Source organism: Bifidobacterium sp. M0353 (genome assembly GCF_016100645.1).
Lineage (GTDB): Bacteria > Actinomycetota > Actinomycetes > Actinomycetales > Bifidobacteriaceae > Bombiscardovia > Bombiscardovia choladohabitans.
In genome coordinates, this window is sequence record NZ_JACFSB010000001.1 from 904,877 (window position 1) to 921,306 (window position 16,430).

Here is a 16,430-nt window from a genome sequence, read left to right on the forward strand (position 1 = left end):
CCTACCTATATCTGCGCTCCAGGTCTCTGACGGTTTTCTCTGTGGCTCCATAACGGATAGCGGCCATGTCGGTCCTGATCTGCTGGTGGAGACCTGCGAGCCGCTTCCTCTCCTGCGGGCTGATGCCTGGCTGCTGCTCCTGGTCGATGATCTGGTCGAGCCGCTGGTGCAGGAAAATGGTGAGGCGCTCGCGGCGGTCCTCAAGGGCCGGCACATAGCCGGGGTGGTTGTCGGGCATCTGGCTGGCATCATCGGGAATGCACATGCCTTCGGATGACAGAGGCCTGCGCGCCTCCAGGAGGGATCCCCCCGCCACCGTGTCCCACGGCTGCCGGAGCACGCGCACACCAATCACACCCGCACCACGGCCGGCCCCAACCCCCAAGAACCGCTCATTCGCCCCCCAGGGGGGTGATCACAGGGGATCCAGGAATCAGGCATCCCTCATATCCCACTGGTAGACCGTCGCCTCGGGGCGCAGGCCCATGTCCATCAGCTGCTGCGAAGTGTACATCGAACCCTTCGCGGACCCGTTCAATGCCACCCACCGGGAGGAAGCCACAACCTGCGACGATTCCGGCACACGGCTGCCCGCAGCCGGCACATCCGGCAGGCCGGAATTCGCCATCCAGTGGTAGGCATCACGCGGCAGCACCAGCGTATGAAGCGACGTCGCCCCCGCGAACATGTCCTTAGAACGAACATATGTAGGGGAAGTATCCACCATGTAGGACCTGATTAATGCCGAAAGGTCAAGATAGGACAGGGATGAAACCCCGTCGAACATATGCTCAAACGTCGTCTCATAATAATCCCCAGCTGGATTGAATGCCGGACTTATGCAAGCACCACGGAAATTGACGTCGGTCAGGGATCTATCCCCCGCGAACATGTAATCCGCACGCAAGAGTTCCCCAATGCTGATATGGCTCATATTCACCGATACCAGGGCGGGATCATTGGCGAACATGTGCCCGACATACTTCACAGCAGGAAAGGCACTGTGGTTCATGTCCACGCTCACCAGCGAGGGGTCATCGGCGAACATGTACACCAGGGAGTCGAGGGCGGTCTGACCGGGAATGCGGTTGAAGGTGATCGATTTCAGCTTTGTGTCACCCTTGAACATGTAGGCCATCCCCAGCAGTTCATAGTTGCACGGATGCCAGGCGCTCGGGTCCACGTCCTGCAGCATGGTATCGTTCTCGAACATATGGGAGGTGTAGTTGAGGTTCTGCACGTTCCAACCGCTGACATCCACAAAATCTAACGAGGTGTCCCCCTTGAACATCCCGGCCGCGTCATATAAGTTTCCCATATCCCACCGGCCGACGTCCAGGAAGGTCAGCATCGAATCGTTCTCGAACATCCCCTGCGTTTGATGGTCAGCCTCGTTGTACTGGCCGATGCCACGGTCAGACTCGTCTTCACCGCCCCATCCCGTCTGAAAGACTTTGCTCGTATTCCAGTTGCCCACGTCCAGGCTTCTGAGCGACCGGCAGTTCTTGAACATCGCTGCCGCGTTAACCACGTTGCTCATGTCCCAGTCGCCCACGTCGACGCTCTGCAAAGCCACGTCATCCTCGAACATCCGATACGTCGACGTGACCTTGCTGACATCAAGGTTGCCGCCGCCCTCGATCCGCAACAGCGAGGGAAGCCCAGCGAACAGGTGGTCACCATATGCGGCCGCCACGCCAGGGTCGATGCGGATCACGGACAGGCCCGACCCCTTGTCCGGCAGCACATCAGCAACCTGATGCGCGGAGGGCCCCTCGTCGGGGTCATTCTGACCTATGGTTCCGGCGTGCAGGATCAGCACCCGTTGACCATTCTCCACCCGGTACTCCCAGGGGCTGGACCCCCACACGCCCGACGCCACCAGCCCGTCAGGCTCCGCCGACCGAGCAGCCGCCGGCGCCACAGGCTCCACCACCGGCCTGGCCGCCTTCGCAGCCGCAGCCAGCCGGGCCGGATCCTTCCTCGCCCTGGCCTCACGGACAGCACGGGCAGCCGCAGGCGGCAACGAGCCGCCGCCCCCATCCGCACGAGCCGGCGTCACCGGACCCAACGCCGCCAGCATCCCCACACAAGCCACAGCACCCACAACAAGAGCCGGGAGCCTTGTCAACAATCCCCTTCGAATACCAGACATATCCACTTCCTCATAGACGCAGGCCCGCAAACAACACAGGCCAACCCCCATCCCCTGTCTTCACAATACCACCACAAGCCAGCCGAGCAAAAACAGCACACCAAAAACAAGAAAAACGCCCCCATCCCGGTCTCCCGGAACAGGGGCGTCTTAGAAGCAGGTAATCAGCCTGCTCGGTGAATGGCATCTTCGAATCGGACATTCCAGGGGGCTCCCTTTTCGCCGATTTTCAGCACTGGCAGATCCTTGCCTGTCGCCTGCTTGAAAGTATGCTGGATGATCTTCAGCTCGTCGGGATGCGTCAATGGGTGAATGCGAGTTCCGTCGAAGAATTTCATGCCACCGAAGTTGTCTGATGCATAAGCGAATGCGTACACGATATCGTCTCCTTGTTCATTGTTTGTGTCGTTTGCTCCCGTCCACCGCAGGTAGCAGTTCCACGGGAAGTTGTAGTAGTTGCGAATGTTGGTCTCGCCGCCGGTCTGGTCGCCGGGTGCGCCGACCGTTGAATTGTTCTCGCTGTGCGACGCCTGGGCCAGTTTGCCACCGCCCAGGTAGACGGCCACATGGTCCGCGTCGTTGAGCAGGATGTCACCCGGCTGCGGGTTCCCGTTGTTGCCGACCCTTGCCCAGCCGCGGGCGGTCAGGTTCGCGCTCAGGTTGCCTGTATAGGAGGCACCCCCCGTGTCGAACCCGGCCTCCTGCAGGCAATGGATCACCAGGGAGCTGCAGTCGCAGTTGCCGCCCGCCGGGTTGAAATTCCAGCGGTCGGACTGCGAGTAGCCCATGTTGGCTTCCGCACACCAGTAGCGCATGCGCTCAATCAGCTTCGCCACGCTCGCCATGCAGGTCACCTCCATTCCATTGATCCATATGAACTCCTCTCATTGCTTGCCCCGGCCACCCTGGCCGGGGAAATCCTGATCTACTTGTCTGCCAGTCGTACGGGGTTGTAGGCGACGCCGAACCCGGCTGTGACGGCTCCCGCAGCCGTACTGATGAACCCGCCGATCCCGGGGCGGCCGAAGCACATGAAACCCAGCCCCACCACCGAGGCAAGAAGGCCAAGCACATAGACGGCCGTGCGCACCGCGTCAGAAAAGACCGGCGTATAGCCGGATTGGCCCGACGCATGCTCCGGCATAGGATCGCCTGTCATGGTCCCCTCCTTTCAGAAGATTCCTTGGTTGAGCCGGGCCTGGAGGGCCCTGACGGTCGCAGGGCCGAAACTGCCGTCCTGCGCCACCCCCAGATGCGCCTGAATGGCGCGAATGGTGGCAGGCCCGAGCAGCCCGTCCCGGGCCAGCCCCAGCCTGGCCTGCACCGCACGGACCAGCTGGCTCCCATACCCCCCATACGTGCAGGAGACAAGGCTCGGCCAGGCATAAGCGAGCCCGTCAGGCTTCACCTGGCCGGAAACCACCCCGTCCACCCGGGTGCCCATAACCTGCTGCCACCTTCTGACCGTCGCCGGCCCGCAGGAGCCGTCCACCGCAATCCGAGGCACAACAGAATCCGGAGCCAGCCCAGGCTTGCCCGCAGGCAGGGCGCGCGCCAAACGGTCGATGCGCGCCAGGTCGTACGTACCCGGGCATGCCGTGTTGAACCAGTGCTTGTGCGGGTAGAGGGGCAGATCGCCGTAGACCGCGCGCAGATTACTGACCAGCTCCGCGACCGTCTGATAGTCGTCGTCGCTCTGACGCGGATTGCATTCGATGCTGATGGAGCAATCATTGCCGCCCGACCGGCAGCCGATCCCGTCCCCGCACGCCCAGGCCCGGTCGTCCGGGTCCACCAGGCAGGCCACACGGCCCGCCTCCGCCACATAATGCGCCGACGTGCGGCGCGCCCCCGTCACAAAGGTGTCCACCACCCCCTCGAACGTGGGATGAGTGCCCGGATCGCCCCACCAGTGAATCGTGATGGACGCGATCCCATACGGCCTGCCCTGCGTGAAACAGGCCGCATTGTATTGGGTGATATCCTGATATGCCATTGATCCTCCTTAATGAGAAAAGCCGCCCCGATCGGAACGGCTTTGATTGGATTGGACCACCGCTACACGGTGATGCTCCAGATGAAAAGACAGAAGCCCAGCAGGGCCGACAACACGCGACCCAACACATACAGGACGGCAGCCACCGACACGGCCGCGACCATCACCAGCGCCAAGGCCGCCAGCACTGCAAGCACCCTACGACGCATCCTCATCACCACCCCCCTGATCCACATACGCCATGAGCGCCATGATCTGCTCGTGCATCATGGTCCCGGTCCCGTTGCCCCCCAGCCGGTGGTAGGCGCGGTAGACGCGGTCGGCCTCATCCTGGATGGACACGCTGATCGGCTCGTGATGCACCACATGCCTGGTATGGATCTCCAAAAGCTCGGCCCGCAGGAGCGTGCGCAGCCCCGCCTCCATCGCCTGGTCGCGCGCCTCCTCCCTGCGGTGGCTTTTCAGCAGCCAGCCGCAGGCCCCGCCGATCCCGGTCAGCAGCATGGGGATCACCGCCTCCAGGAGGGTCTGCATAAGCTCGGACATGAATGCTTGAGCTCCTTACCTGTCAAAGTACGCAGACGGCCATGATGCCCACACTCACACGGTGATCAGCGGATTGTAGGAGAATTGCGCGTTGTAGATCCTGTTGTCGTTGGAGACGCCGAAAATGTCTCCCACCCGGATGAAGGTCCGCCCGTCGAACTGGCCCTGCCAGACGATGCAGTCGTCGGTCATGCCCATGAAAGTCGTCCAGATGCCCAGCTTCGACGCGTTGTCCAGGGTGAACAGCAGGTTCGCTCCGTTGAGCCTGGGACGCTGCGCTCTGATCCTGGCATGCAGCATGCCGCCGGTCAGCACCGCCGTCCCCATATAGTTGGTCACGTTGTCCGCTCCCGCTGTCAAATGCAGCTCACGGTCGCGCCACATGGTGTCCCCGCCATGCAGGATCGCCGAAGCCATCAGCCTGCCGAACGTGTCCGCCAGGGCGTCACCCGGGTGGATGTCCACATAGCCCGGGTCCGCGATCCCCCACGACCAGGCCCCACGCACCGTCTGCACCTGCGGCACCTGCACCGCGGCCCGCATCGACCGGTCGTACACGTGACGCAGGTCGATGCTCGGCCAGGACGAATCCCACATGGCAGGCACGAACACCACCTTCGCGCCGGGGAACAGGTCCACCGCATGCTGCAGGGTCGCCCGAACCGTCTCCTGGTAGGAGGACTGGCCCGAAACGCCGCCGTCGTTGCGTCCGCCGCCGATCAGCACCACCGCCACCCGGTCCAGGCTGTCTTTCAGGTCCGCTGCCGCCGTGTCCAACTGCTTGCCGAACCGGTCGCCGGAACCACCCAGCATGCCACTGCCGGATACCGCGTAGTTGCGGCACTCCAAGCCGAGCATGTCCGCGCAACGGCGCGTCATGCTCATGGTCGACGGGGCGGAGGTGCGGAAGCCCGCCATGTACGAGTCGCCCACACCCACCAGGATCGTCCGGGGCGTCACCAGCCCCCCATGCCAGGCCTGGAGCGCGTCCTGCGTCCTCGACCCCTTCTTTCCTATCAGACCCGCCAGGGCCGCGTCGGCCTTCACGCCTGACTGGACGGCGAACACCTCCGCCTCGTCCCGCGCCTTGACCGCATCCGCACAGGCCTGCCGGGCCTGCGGGGTGATATCCCCAACCGGCCCAGGGATCGCCACCGTGCGCTTGTCCATAATCTGATCCGTCATTTGTTCTCCTTACTTTGTCATGGTCCAGTACCCGTAGCCGAGCATCTCCGTCACATCATCCTTGGCGGCCGTCATCCGCCAGGAGCCCGAGGACCTGGCCTTCCAAATGTCGGCGTTGAAAGCCTGGGGCGGCATGTACACGCACGCCTCCCCGTCCGGCCCTGCCGCGTCGCAGGGGCGCGTATACCATGTGGAGCCGTCCGGGCCGTCCATTTCGAACCGGCAATCCCAGTCGGTCAGGTCCACCGGCTTGAACCCGTGTCCTGCATCCTGCTCCCACAGGACACCCACTCGGTTCGTCGCACCACGCAGGAGCAGCAGGTCACCCCTGCCGACCCGCTCCGCCAGCACGCCATCACTCATCAGCGGACTCCTCTCATGCCAGGCTGATCACTGTCACCGTCATGGAAACCGATCCCACCGGGGAGGCACCCGACACCGTGGACCTCCCGTACAAAACCACATCCACGTCACGGTCCACCATCGTGGAGGATGACCCTCCGAAATCATCACCATTCGCCGTCACACCAGGGAAAGTGCCCGCAGCGGCTCCACCTGCCAGGCATTTCAACAGGGGCATGCCGTCACCGGTCTTTGCTGCAGTCACTGATATGAGCAGAACGGCGTTCCTCTTGCCGTGCGACGTGTCACGCGCCGCATGCACTGACACCAGCCGGGTCCAGCCGCCGCCCAGCGATGCACCGGGCGAAGACCCTGAGACCGTGGAGAAGACCGGCGTGGTCCTCATGATGCGCTCCTGCTGCTCGTCCAGCCTGCGGGTCACCTGCGCGATCTCCGTGCCCGTGGGACGGTTCGCCTCGCGCTTCTCCCGCTCCAGGCGGCGCTGGTCACGCACCCGGTTCGCGGACTCGTCCATCCTTCCGGGCGCGTACTTGGCACCGGTCATGACATCACCCTCTCCCTGGCCTGCACGGTGGTCCAGTCCGACCCCGAGGAGCCGGACACGTCCGTCACCTTCAACCGGAGCAGCCTGGGCCCCAGGAACAGGTCGTCGACCTGCACATCCACCCAGTCGCCCGGCGCGAGGGGCGTCTCCTGCCCCACATCCAGCCCGTAGGTCACATCAGGCCTGCCACCGTAAGCCAGGTCGTCGCGCGCATGCCGCCGCAGGGTGTCCAGGTCGCTCACCGTCGTATGCTCCGTGTCCTTCGACTGCAACAGGGGCAAGCCGGGGATGCCCTCACCCGCACGGCACATGAGCGTCCTGTCCTGATCCTTGCCGCCCGCCGCATACACCTGACCCGTCATGGACGCGCCCTCGCCCTTCACCCCGGTCAACATGACCCGCTGACCAGGGGCCATGGCGGTCAGCACACCCAGGCCGTCAGCCGTGTACATGTGGTCCACGATCTCCGGCTCGCTGCGCAGCAGCCACGACAGTCGCCCCCCGCCGGAGAGGACCGGGTCCATGCGTATCTCGTCCCCATCCTCACGTCCAGCGAGGTCCGACAGCCGGTCCGCCGTCGTCGCCAGGTCATACCCCGCGTACGGCAGGTCATGCGCCGACCCGCCATCCACCGGCGGCAGGTCAAACGGCAGGGCACCCCACTTCATCGCCTCACGCACCAGGCCAGAAGCGATGTCACGATACGAGCCGCGCAATTCCAGCAGCCAGTCCCCCGCCGGATGGTCCTGATCGATGAACACGTCACCATCACGCCAGGAAGAGTCCAGCCGGTGGCTCATCACCAGCCGTTTCGACAGGATGCTCCACCCGCCCCCGCACTGCAGGTCCAGGGTCGCGGTCTTCGGGTCCCACTGGTAGCCGGTCAGCCAGCCCGCATGCACCACGTCACGGCCACGCACCGCAGCCAGGATCACACCCCAAACGCGCATCACCGCGAACAGGCCGGCAGGCACCCGCAAGGCCACATCCGAATACACGACCTTCACGTCCAGGCTCCCCGGCTCACTGATCGAATCCAACCATTCGCATGACGAGTACGGCAGGGCGAACATAGGCCCTCCCTGCGCGTCGAACACCAGTATCCTCAAAGGCTCCACCGTCATCACCTCCATGCAGGGCGCACCATCATCGACACCCGGGCACCCTGAGAGACCGTCACATGCACCGTCGAGACGCCAGGCGGGACACGCCAGGGGCGGTTCACCGACACGGCCCCCGCGCCAGGCAGCATGTCGCGAAAGTCCAGGTCCAGACCATCCGCATCCCCACGCCACTCCACCACCCCGTCCCCGCAGGACAGGCGCAGACCCGACACGCGCCCGTCCACACGCACACGGGGCCATGACGCGGCCAGCCCGTCATTCGACACCGTCAGCGGGCCGGACCCAGCAGGGCCGAACACCGTCTCCGCGCCATACTTCAAAGGGTCGGGACAGTACAGGACCAAGGCGAACGTGAACACGTCCCCGCGCACCCACATGGAAGGCTCCGGGTCATCGGCCAGCCAGCACACCGCGCCCCGCTCCCCCGACGCGTCCTCGACCGTCAGGGTCAGCCGCCTGCCGGCCAGGTCGTTAATCCTGTCGCGCCAAGCGGCCGCCTCCACACTCGAACGGGCCACGACGGCCCCGTTGACGGTGACCGTCCTGCCCGCCGACGTGAGCCGGGCAGGCATGTAGCACCCGTCCTGCTGGGGGATGTCCACACCCTCCTCGCGAGGCTTCACCGCACCGAACCAGCCGGTCACACCGGCATCCGTCAACCATCCGGCCCCTTGCTGCCCGAACCCCATGTCATGGAAAGTCAAGGTGTCGGCTGGACTGGTCACGCGCACCCTCACAGCACGCCTCCAAATCCTGCCATCGCCCTCCGGTCCCTGGCGTTGATGGCGGCAATGACCACACCAGGATCCTGTTGGGTGATCCGGTAGGTCGGCGCATACTCCACCTGACGCCCCTCCTGGATTTTTGCCCCGGGTGATACCAGCCCCGTCGCCCCGCTCCGGGTCAGGTCGGAAAGCCGCCCATCTAGGGTCATGCCTCTTGCCATACGGTCCATGCTCCTGTTCACGAACCTCCGGCTGTCCTCGATGCCTTCGGCCATGCCGCGCCCTATCATCACGCCCACCTGGTCACGGAAGACGCGCGACGGGGAATTGATACCGAGCACTCCTTCCGCCCATTCGACAGCCTTGCTGCCCATGCTGGTGACGGTCCTCTTGAGACCCTCGAATTTGGATTTGATCCCGTTGATCAGGCCGTTCACCACCTGTCTTCCCGCATCTATCAGCCAGTTCCCCGCGTCGGACAGTTTCCCGATGACCAGGTTCTTGATTCCGGCGATCTTGTCCCCGACTTCCGTCACCTTCTGCCCGACCGTGTTGACCATCCCCTGCCATATTCCGGAGAAGAACCCGCTGATGGTTCCCCATGCGTTGTTCCATGTCGTGCTGATGAATGAGAGCGCGTTGCCGATGGTGGTCTGGATGCTGTCGACCACCGGGGAAAGGAACGCGAGCATGCTGTTCCACACCCTGGAAAAGAACCCGCTGACCGCTCCCCAAACGTTGTTCCAAGCGGTGCTCACATAGGAGAGCACGGTGTCGATCATGGCTTGGATGGAGTGTATGGCGGGGGCGAAGAAGTCGACGATGCTCTGCCAGGTGGCGGTGAAGAAGCTGCTGACTGTTCCCCATGCCCCGCTCCAGTCGCCCTTGATCAACTGGAGCACGGCCACTATCACCGTGCGCACGGCGTTGATGGCCGTGGACACGACCCCGCTGATCATGGTCCAGACGGTCTGCACGATTGCGTAGATGCCCGTCCACACGGAGTGCATGACCCCGCTGGTCTGGTCCATCTGCGAGGAGATGAAGCCGGTCATCCAGCCGAAGACGGCGTTGATGCCATCCCTGACAAGCTGCAGGGGCCTCAGTATGAGAGCGCCGATCACCGTCCACACGTTGCCGATGAAGCCCTGGACACCCTTCATAGCCCCGACCAGCCATGAGTGTATGGCCTGCCATTTGGAGGAGATGGTGGAGGAGAGCGAGTCCCACAGGCCCGAGAACCAGCCGGACACACCGTTCCAGACGCTTTTCACCTTGTCCAGAGCGCTGTCGAAAACCCCGGTGATGGTGCCCCAGGAATCCGAGAAGAACCCGGTCACGCTCTGCCAGGATGATTTGACCCAGTCGGTGAACCCGGCCCAGATCTTCCTGCCCGCCTCGGTCTTCGTGAAGAACAGGGCGAGGGCGGCCACGACGGCTCCGATGGCCAGGACGAGCATGCCGATCGGGTTCGCGCTCAGGACCGCGTTGAAAGCCAGCTGCACCGCCGATGCCGCCTTGGTGACGGCGCTCCATGCCAACTGCGCGTTCTTGACCAGGCCCACACCCGTGGCCAGCTGCTTCAGCGCCGGGAGTACGCCGCCCAGCTGCTTCATCATGTCGACGGTTCTCGCGATCCCCGTCGCGGTCGATGCCACAGTTCCCGCTACCCCAGCCAGCTTTCCGAGACCGGAGCTGACGATGGCCAGGCCCTTGCCTGCCGCTACGACGCCGGCGATCCCAGCAGCGAGCGGCAGCAGCCAGTGCCCGTTGTCGCCCGCCCATTTGAGGGCGTCGCCGAGCAGCTGGACGGCCTTCGTCGCCAGCCCGGCGAGGCCGGATATCCTGGCGTACCCGTTGAGCTGCCTGAGCATGGATGAGGCCAGGTCGATCGCCGTCTTCACGTTCCGGACGATGCCCTGGATGACGGATTCGACGGCCTTGCCCATGTCGGCGCTGCCTTCGCTTATCTGTGAGAAAGAGGAGCCGAGCTGTTCCTTCAGGTCCGCGATCGGTCCTGAAAGCGGGGCGAGGTATCCCTTAACCCGCCCTGCAAGGCTCTGGAGCGCGGGTATTGCGTTCTCGATGCCGTGCTGGAGGGATGCCCCGACGCTCTCCATGGTCGGTTTGGCCGATGCGGTGAAGTTGTCGATCAGGGGGATCGCCTGGTTGAACAGGCCCCTCAACCCGTCCAGGACGGGTTTGCCGACCGTCTCCCCCATGCGGCTCAGGGCGGCCTTGACGTTGGCCAGCGCACCCTGGAATGTGCCGCCGGCGGACAGGGCAGCGTCCCCCAGCCCCTCCTGCATGGCGTCGGCGAAGGTCTGGAAGTCGATCTTGCCTTTGGACACCATGTCGGACACTTCGGCGCTGGTCTTGCCCAGGTGTTTGCCGAGCAGCTGGAGGACGGGGATGCCGCTGCTCATGAGCTGGAGCATGTCGTCGCCCTGGAGCTTGCCCCTGGCGGCCACGGAGCCGAAGATGGTGCCGATGTCGGTCAGGCTGCGTCCGCTGATCTGGGCGGTGTCGGCCACGGTTTTGAGGACCTTGGTCATTTGCTCGCCCGAGGCCACGCCGGAGGCTGACAGGCTGGCGGCCACGGTGGCCGCGTCCCCCAAGCCGAAGGCGGTGCCCTTGACGGCGGCCATCGCGTCGTTCATGATCTCGGACACGTCGCCCGCCGAATGCCCGAGCCCCTTGAGCTTGGCCTGGGCGTTCTCGATCGCCAGAGCCCTGTCAAAGCCGCCTTTGGCGGCAAGGCCGACAATGCCGCCTGTGAGGGCACCGATGGTGGTCAGGCCTGCCTTGCCGACCTTCGTGAACGCCCCGCCGAGCCTGCTGAACAGGCTCTTCGACCCACGGTCGGACACCTTGTCGATGGAGTCGCCCAGGTCGCCTTCGATCTTCCTGCCGAAACCTCGCCCGGAGGGCTCCACCTGCACGTATACGGTGCCCACGTCCTGTGCCATCGGGTGCTCCGTTCTTGATTGTGATTGGGGCCCGATGGCGGTCGGACGCGGTTGTCTGTCAGTGGATGTGGTACCGGTCCCTGAGCCGGTCCCTGCGTTCCAGGCGTTCCCGGCGCTGTTCCCCGGTCTCCGGGTTCGGCGAGCCCAGGAAGTCGCTGCGGCTGTCGGCCCAGGGCCTGTAGCCTTTGCGTTTGAGCCTGCCCTCCAGTTCCATCTGGTCCCAGAGGGCGATCTCCGCCCCTGTCGGAGTGTAGGACCATCCGGCCAGCGCGGCGAAGCTGTTGCTGGTCCTGTCGCGCAGGATCTCCCTGGTCAGCCCCCACGCCCTGCCGAGGGCCAAGCTCGCCCTGGGTTTATGGCCCTTGGGTGCGTCCAGCCAGTCCAGGAAACGGACCGGCCGCCATGTGCGCCGGTATCGGGTGAGCCAGTCGGCGTCTAGCGCGCTGTGGTGCTCCGCTTCGAGGATGAGGAGGTAAACGCTTTTGGGTCTACGCCGCTTTCCCTGGCCCAGGCCCGGACGATGCCCGCCAGCCATCCGAGCGCGTTGCCGCTGGAACGCAGCCTGTTCCACAGGTCCGGCTGCATCTGCTCGAAGTAGGCGAGACAGACGGCCATGGCATGGTACTGCTCCTCCTCGCTGAGCACGACCCTGCTTTTGATGATCAGGATGGTCTGCACCAGCTCGATGGGCAGGTCCGCGCTGTTCAGGTTGGGCAGGTCGAACTTGAGCCCCAGCGCCTCCAGGCGGACGTCGGGGTACTTTTGCGCGTCCTCGTCGATCTCGGGCTGAACTTCCACATAATCGGTGTCGCTCATGGCGGTCTCCTATTGGTTTGATGCTCGGCGGTCGGATGGGAAGGTCCCCTCCCCGGCGAGACCGCCATCAGGCTGGGGAGAGGAAGTGTGGTGCCCCTGCGGGTTCCGCATGGGATCGGGTCAGGACTTTTTGGCGAGTGAGCCCTTCGTGCTTGGCGTCGCGGAACTAGGCAGGAGCCCGTAGGCGTGGAACTGGAAGCCATCCGCCCCTTTGAACATGCCCAGGGTGATGTTGAAGGTGACCACCTCGGTGTCGGAGAAGGTGACGTCGTCCCGGTCGGTGACCTTGGCCTTCTGACCGCACACGACGATGGGGTTGCCGTTCTGGTCCAGAGCGGCAAGCACGAACCCGTATTCGATGTTGCTGGTCGCGTCCTTGACATGCAGCGCCCCATTCTTGTCCGCCTTGGTGCCGAAGTACGCCTCCACGATGTCCTTCGTGGACTCGATGCCGGGGATCTGCAAGGTCCACTGGCCTGGTGCCGACTCAGACACGACCACGTCCCCGTTGTGGGCCTTGATCTCCGTGGTGTCGCCGGGCTCGGGGTGAAGCACCGCCCCGTCCTCGCTGTTGTAGCCGACCGGTTTCTTGCCCTCCGGGGGCTGCCAGTCGGTGGATGTGGGCATGGTGAACGTCTCCCCCTTGGGGAAGAGGAAGAGCGCGTAATCCTTGATGAGTTTGACCAGGTCCGCGTTGTTGCCGGAGCTGATGTACGAGTTGTCTGCCATTGCTTGCCTTTCGGTTCGATTGCTGATGATGAAAGGGCATGTGGCGGCATGCTCGCTTGTTTCGCTGCTACTGTGTGCGCGCCTGAAGGAGCAGGACCGCGTAAGCGAAGACGAGCCCGTCCTCCTCCTGGCGGACGGGGCCCGAATCAAGGGCGGCGGATATCACCGGCCCGCCGCCACCTGTCTCGGTGATGGTGTGGATGATATCGGCGGCCAGGTGCTGCGCTTCGATGAAGTCGCCGCTGCCGTCCAACCTGCGCACGATCACGCTCACCCTGACACGCACGTACTGGCTGACCGGCGTGGCCATGCCCTGCGGGTCGGCGACCAGCACACATTCCCTCTCCAGGTTTCCCCTGTCCCGCAGGGAGCCGAAGACGACCCCCCGGTCTTGGTACTCGCGGCGCAGCAGGGGCAGGAGCGTCTCCTCGACCCTGACAGGCCTGACGGGTGGGTGTTTCATACCCGTACCCGTCCGAGGGCCTGGGTGAGGGCACCGTTCCTGGTCTCGTTGGGCCCGTCGGTGATCATGGTCACGCCGTTCCTGGTGCGCCCCTGGGTCTGGTCGCGCACCTTGATGCGGCCCCTGGGGTTCGAGCCCACCGCCCGTTCGCAGGCATCATGGATGACCTGCTGCGTGCGGCCCCCCTTGAGCACCTGGTCGGAGAAAGCCCTCCGGTTGAACACGAACCTGCATCGTTTCGCCATGTCATCCCTCCCTGCGTCTGACGGTGATCACGTCGCCGATGTGCCGTCCGGCCCGGTCCAGCCAGACGGCCACCACGCCCACGACCACGCTCATGCGGCCCCTCACGTCGAGCAGGTCGGTTTCCCTGATGCCCGTCTCGGTGTCGGACCTGATGTAGACGGTGTGGTCGTACTGGACGGGGAGCGAGTCGGTCGACCCTGGCTGCTCCTGCGAGGCGGGGGCGACCAGCGCCTGGAACGAAGCCCAGAGGGCGGGCGAGGCCTGGACGGTGTTCCCGTCTTGGTCCGTAGTCTCCCGCCCCCGGTACACATCGACCCGCTCCATTACTCGCCCTGTCTCATGCCGATGGCGAAGGCCCTGGACTGTCCGGCCCCGAGGGACCGTTTCTCACTGTCCAGCAGATACAGGTCGCCCAGCGGGTTGCTGAACGTGTACCCGCTGGTGAACGGGCCTGTGGTGTCGTTGACCTGGGAGGCTCCAGGCGGCAGGCCGGACTCGTCAACGCTCATGGCCCGCTGCACCATGGCGCAGCAGATGTCCGCGCACAGGCCAGGTTCGCGCCGTTCGGCCTCCCTCCAACCCGGGCAGGTGGACCTGATCCTGCGGGAGGCCCGAGAGAGCAGCACCACAGCCTTGTCGCGCTCCGGTCCGGTGAGTTCATGCCAGCCGGATTCAAGTTCCGATACGGTCGCGAACGCCTTGATTTCCTCGGTCTTCTCGGTCAAGGCTTCCCCTGGATGTCCTTGACGCTCTGTTCGCCGGTGTCCAGGTTCCTGACGATCTCGACCATGCTCCCGTCGGGCCTTGCCGTCTGGAACCGTTCCATGCGCCCGGCGGGCGGCTCCTGCGGTTGAACCTCCTCAGCGAGTTCAGGGCCCGAGGGCTCGGTCGCCTCCGCAACCTCTTCCGGCTCCGTGACCTCTTCAGGCTCCGGTTCCGCTGGTTTCCTAGTTCTGCCCGAGTTCCTCCTGGTTGTCGCTCCTTTAGCCATTGATGACGCCCTTCAGGCGTGCGGCGGCCTTACCGCCGAAGACGCCCAGACCCACGTAGAATTCGATGCGGGTGCGGTAGACGGGCTTCTCCTGCAGCTGGCCGAGGTCCATCACGGACACTCCCCCGTTGGTCAGGCCGGTGACGGCCTGGTCGCCCACGGTGGAGCCGAACTTGACCGCGTAGATGCTGGTCGTGTCGGTCTTGGTCCCCTGGGTCTCGTCCTGGGCGAGGATCTGGCTGCCGTCGGGGTTCTGCCCGGCCTCCAGGATGGGGATGCCGTTCCACTGGATGGCGCGCTTGCCCGCGATGTCCTCCTCCAGGACCGCGTCCAGGCTGACGTGGCGCAGGGCGGAGCCGATCTTGCGGATGATTGCCGCGTTCGCGTACAGAGCGCCGTTCTGCCCGTTGATGCCCGGCACGGCCGCCAGCAGGTCGTCCAGCTTGTCGAGGAAGGCGTGGATGTCCTTGTTGGACTCGCCCACGATGGGCAGGCCGTTGCCGCCGGCCTCCAGGACCTGTTTGCCGACCAGGCGCTTGCGCAGCCCGTCGAAGCCCTTGGTGTCGACCTGCGTGTCCCCGTTGAAGAACGCGTCTTGGAACTTGTAGCTCAGGGCCTTGGTCTTCAGCACTGTCTGTTCGGCGCGCTGGTCGTTCAGGTTGCTGCGCGTCTGCTGGATGAACCGGTCCACGTCCGCGTCGCCGCCGAGGATCTTCAGGGTCTCGGTCTTCTGGTTGACGGTGCCCGTGGATTCGCTGTACGCCTCGTTGACGTTACGGAACTCCACGCCGGGCAGCATGGCCTCCTCGTTGTAGGCGAAGGCGTTGCCCTCGATATCCATGAACGGCAGACGGTCCAGTATGGGGCTGGTCTGTGTGAAGGTCTCCAGCACGCCCTTGGCGAGCATGTCCTGGGACAGCTTCGCCGATTCCTGTAATGTGATGGCCATATCTCATGGCTCCTTTCGTGTGATGCGCTACTTGTCCGCGTAGGCCCCGGCGATCATCTGCGACGGACTCATGTCGGACACCGGCTGGGCCTTCGTCAGAGGCGGGGCTGGGGGCAGTTTGCTCTCTTGCTGTTTCCTGGTTTCTCCGATGATCTTGGCCAGTGCCTGTGCGTGCTCCCTGAGCTGGTCCCCGTCTCCGGAGAGCATCTCCACCACGGACCGGTCCAGTCCTGTCTCCTTGGCGATGTCGCCGACCAGCTGGTCACGCTCCCGGGCGGCCTTCAGTTCGTCCCGTTCGCGTTCCGCCTTCTGAGCCTGTTCGCGCAGCTTGTCCAGTTCGCTCTTCTGCGCCTCCTCGATCTCGTCAAGCTTCGCGGCCTTGGCCTTCAGCTCGTCGTAGTCCGAGTACTTGGCGCGGATCTCCGCTGTGCGCTTGGACAGTGCACGGCTGAACTCCTTGGACTCCGATGACTCCTGGCCCTGCTCCGCACCCTGGTCGGGCCCGGCTTCCGGACCGGGCTGGCCTCCGCCGGAACCGGCGTCCCCCTGCGGGGAGTCGGCCAGGCGCATGTGCAGCCGGTCGTAACGGTGGATGAAATGCATGGGCATGGTTGCTCCTTGATAATCGG

Annotated in this window: 23 protein-coding genes; all 23 read right to left on the reverse strand. The window is 64.5% G+C overall.

Annotated features, from left to right (window positions below):
* Position 1 precedes the first annotated feature (1 nt).
* Complete coding sequence (locus H3V04_RS03610) at positions 2-385, reverse strand: hypothetical protein (protein ID WP_198187217.1); 384 nt, start codon at positions 383-385, stop codon at positions 2-4.
* A gap of 48 nt (positions 386-433) precedes the next feature.
* The gene (locus H3V04_RS03615) at positions 434-2,131 is read right to left on the reverse strand and encodes a BspA family leucine-rich repeat surface protein (protein WP_198187218.1); all 1,698 of its coding nucleotides are present in this window, start codon (positions 2,129-2,131) and stop codon (positions 434-436) included.
* Between the two features lie 188 nt (positions 2,132-2,319).
* Positions 2,320-3,000: an NlpC/P60 family protein gene (locus H3V04_RS03620; RefSeq protein ID WP_198187219.1), complete on the reverse strand. Its 681-nt coding sequence runs from the start codon at positions 2,998-3,000 to the stop codon at positions 2,320-2,322.
* 80 nt (positions 3,001-3,080) lie between these two features.
* Positions 3,081-3,314, reverse strand: a complete 234-nt coding sequence (locus H3V04_RS03625) for a hypothetical protein (RefSeq protein WP_198187220.1) — start codon at positions 3,312-3,314, stop codon at positions 3,081-3,083.
* Between the two features lie 12 nt (positions 3,315-3,326).
* Positions 3,327-4,151 (reverse strand): peptidoglycan-binding domain-containing protein, encoded by an 825-nt coding sequence (locus tag H3V04_RS03630; protein WP_198187221.1) that lies wholly within the window; start codon positions 4,149-4,151, stop codon positions 3,327-3,329.
* Between the two features lie 62 nt (positions 4,152-4,213).
* Positions 4,214-4,366 carry a hypothetical protein gene (locus H3V04_RS03635; protein WP_198187222.1) on the reverse strand — a complete coding sequence of 51 codons (153 nt, stop codon included), beginning with the start codon at positions 4,364-4,366 and terminating at the stop codon, positions 4,214-4,216.
* Positions 4,350-4,697, reverse strand: a complete 348-nt coding sequence (locus tag H3V04_RS03640) for a hypothetical protein (RefSeq protein ID WP_198187223.1) — start codon at positions 4,695-4,697, stop codon at positions 4,350-4,352. The genes H3V04_RS03635 and H3V04_RS03640 overlap by 17 nt, the downstream gene beginning before the upstream one ends.
* A gap of 54 nt (positions 4,698-4,751) precedes the next feature.
* On the reverse strand, positions 4,752-5,657 hold the full coding sequence (locus H3V04_RS03645) for an SGNH/GDSL hydrolase family protein (RefSeq protein WP_198187224.1): 906 nt from the start codon (positions 5,655-5,657) through the stop codon (positions 4,752-4,754).
* Positions 5,658-5,891: 234 nt separating this feature from the next.
* On the reverse strand, positions 5,892-6,245 hold the full coding sequence (locus tag H3V04_RS03650) for a hypothetical protein (RefSeq protein ID WP_198187225.1): 354 nt from the start codon (positions 6,243-6,245) through the stop codon (positions 5,892-5,894).
* A gap of 13 nt (positions 6,246-6,258) precedes the next feature.
* Entirely contained in the window at positions 6,259-6,789 is a 531-nt protein-coding gene (locus H3V04_RS03655) for a hypothetical protein (protein ID WP_198187226.1), read from the reverse strand.
* The gene (locus H3V04_RS03660; RefSeq protein WP_198187227.1) at positions 6,786-7,922 is read right to left on the reverse strand and encodes a hypothetical protein; all 1,137 of its coding nucleotides are present in this window, start codon (positions 7,920-7,922) and stop codon (positions 6,786-6,788) included. Before H3V04_RS03660 ends, H3V04_RS03655 begins: the two co-directional genes overlap by 4 nt.
* On the reverse strand, positions 7,913-8,650 hold the full coding sequence (locus tag H3V04_RS03665; protein ID WP_198187228.1) for a hypothetical protein: 738 nt from the start codon (positions 8,648-8,650) through the stop codon (positions 7,913-7,915). Before H3V04_RS03665 ends, H3V04_RS03660 begins: the two co-directional genes overlap by 10 nt.
* On the reverse strand, positions 8,647-11,607 hold the full coding sequence (locus H3V04_RS03670; RefSeq protein WP_198187229.1) for a tape measure protein: 2,961 nt from the start codon (positions 11,605-11,607) through the stop codon (positions 8,647-8,649). The genes H3V04_RS03665 and H3V04_RS03670 overlap by 4 nt, the downstream gene beginning before the upstream one ends.
* Positions 11,608-11,665: 58 nt before the next feature.
* Positions 11,666-11,947 (reverse strand): hypothetical protein, encoded by a 282-nt coding sequence (locus H3V04_RS03675; protein ID WP_198187230.1) that lies wholly within the window; start codon positions 11,945-11,947, stop codon positions 11,666-11,668.
* Between the two features lie 95 nt (positions 11,948-12,042).
* Entirely contained in the window at positions 12,043-12,423 is a 381-nt protein-coding gene (locus H3V04_RS03680; protein WP_198187231.1) for a hypothetical protein, read from the reverse strand.
* Positions 12,424-12,543: 120 nt separating this feature from the next.
* Positions 12,544-13,152 carry a hypothetical protein gene (locus H3V04_RS03685; RefSeq protein ID WP_198187232.1) on the reverse strand — a complete coding sequence of 203 codons (609 nt, stop codon included), beginning with the start codon at positions 13,150-13,152 and terminating at the stop codon, positions 12,544-12,546.
* Between the two features lie 67 nt (positions 13,153-13,219).
* Complete coding sequence (locus H3V04_RS03690; RefSeq protein WP_232342446.1) at positions 13,220-13,615, reverse strand: hypothetical protein; 396 nt, start codon at positions 13,613-13,615, stop codon at positions 13,220-13,222.
* Positions 13,612-13,860 (reverse strand): hypothetical protein, encoded by a 249-nt coding sequence (locus H3V04_RS03695; protein WP_198187233.1) that lies wholly within the window; start codon positions 13,858-13,860, stop codon positions 13,612-13,614. The genes H3V04_RS03690 and H3V04_RS03695 overlap by 4 nt, the downstream gene beginning before the upstream one ends.
* 1 nt (position 13,861) lies before the next feature.
* Positions 13,862-14,185, reverse strand: coding sequence for a hypothetical protein (locus H3V04_RS03700; protein ID WP_198187234.1), 324 nt, complete (start codon positions 14,183-14,185; stop codon positions 13,862-13,864).
* On the reverse strand, positions 14,185-14,586 hold the full coding sequence (locus tag H3V04_RS03705; protein ID WP_198187235.1) for a Gp19/Gp15/Gp42 family protein: 402 nt from the start codon (positions 14,584-14,586) through the stop codon (positions 14,185-14,187). The genes H3V04_RS03700 and H3V04_RS03705 overlap by 1 nt, the downstream gene beginning before the upstream one ends.
* Positions 14,583-14,852: a hypothetical protein gene (locus H3V04_RS03710; protein WP_198187236.1), complete on the reverse strand. Its 270-nt coding sequence runs from the start codon at positions 14,850-14,852 to the stop codon at positions 14,583-14,585. The genes H3V04_RS03705 and H3V04_RS03710 overlap by 4 nt, the downstream gene beginning before the upstream one ends.
* Positions 14,845-15,801 (reverse strand): major capsid protein, encoded by a 957-nt coding sequence (locus H3V04_RS03715; protein WP_198187237.1) that lies wholly within the window; start codon positions 15,799-15,801, stop codon positions 14,845-14,847. Before H3V04_RS03715 ends, H3V04_RS03710 begins: the two co-directional genes overlap by 8 nt.
* A 27-nt stretch (positions 15,802-15,828) precedes the next feature.
* On the reverse strand, positions 15,829-16,410 hold the full coding sequence (locus H3V04_RS03720; RefSeq protein ID WP_198187238.1) for a hypothetical protein: 582 nt from the start codon (positions 16,408-16,410) through the stop codon (positions 15,829-15,831).
* Positions 16,411-16,430 lie beyond the last annotated feature (20 nt).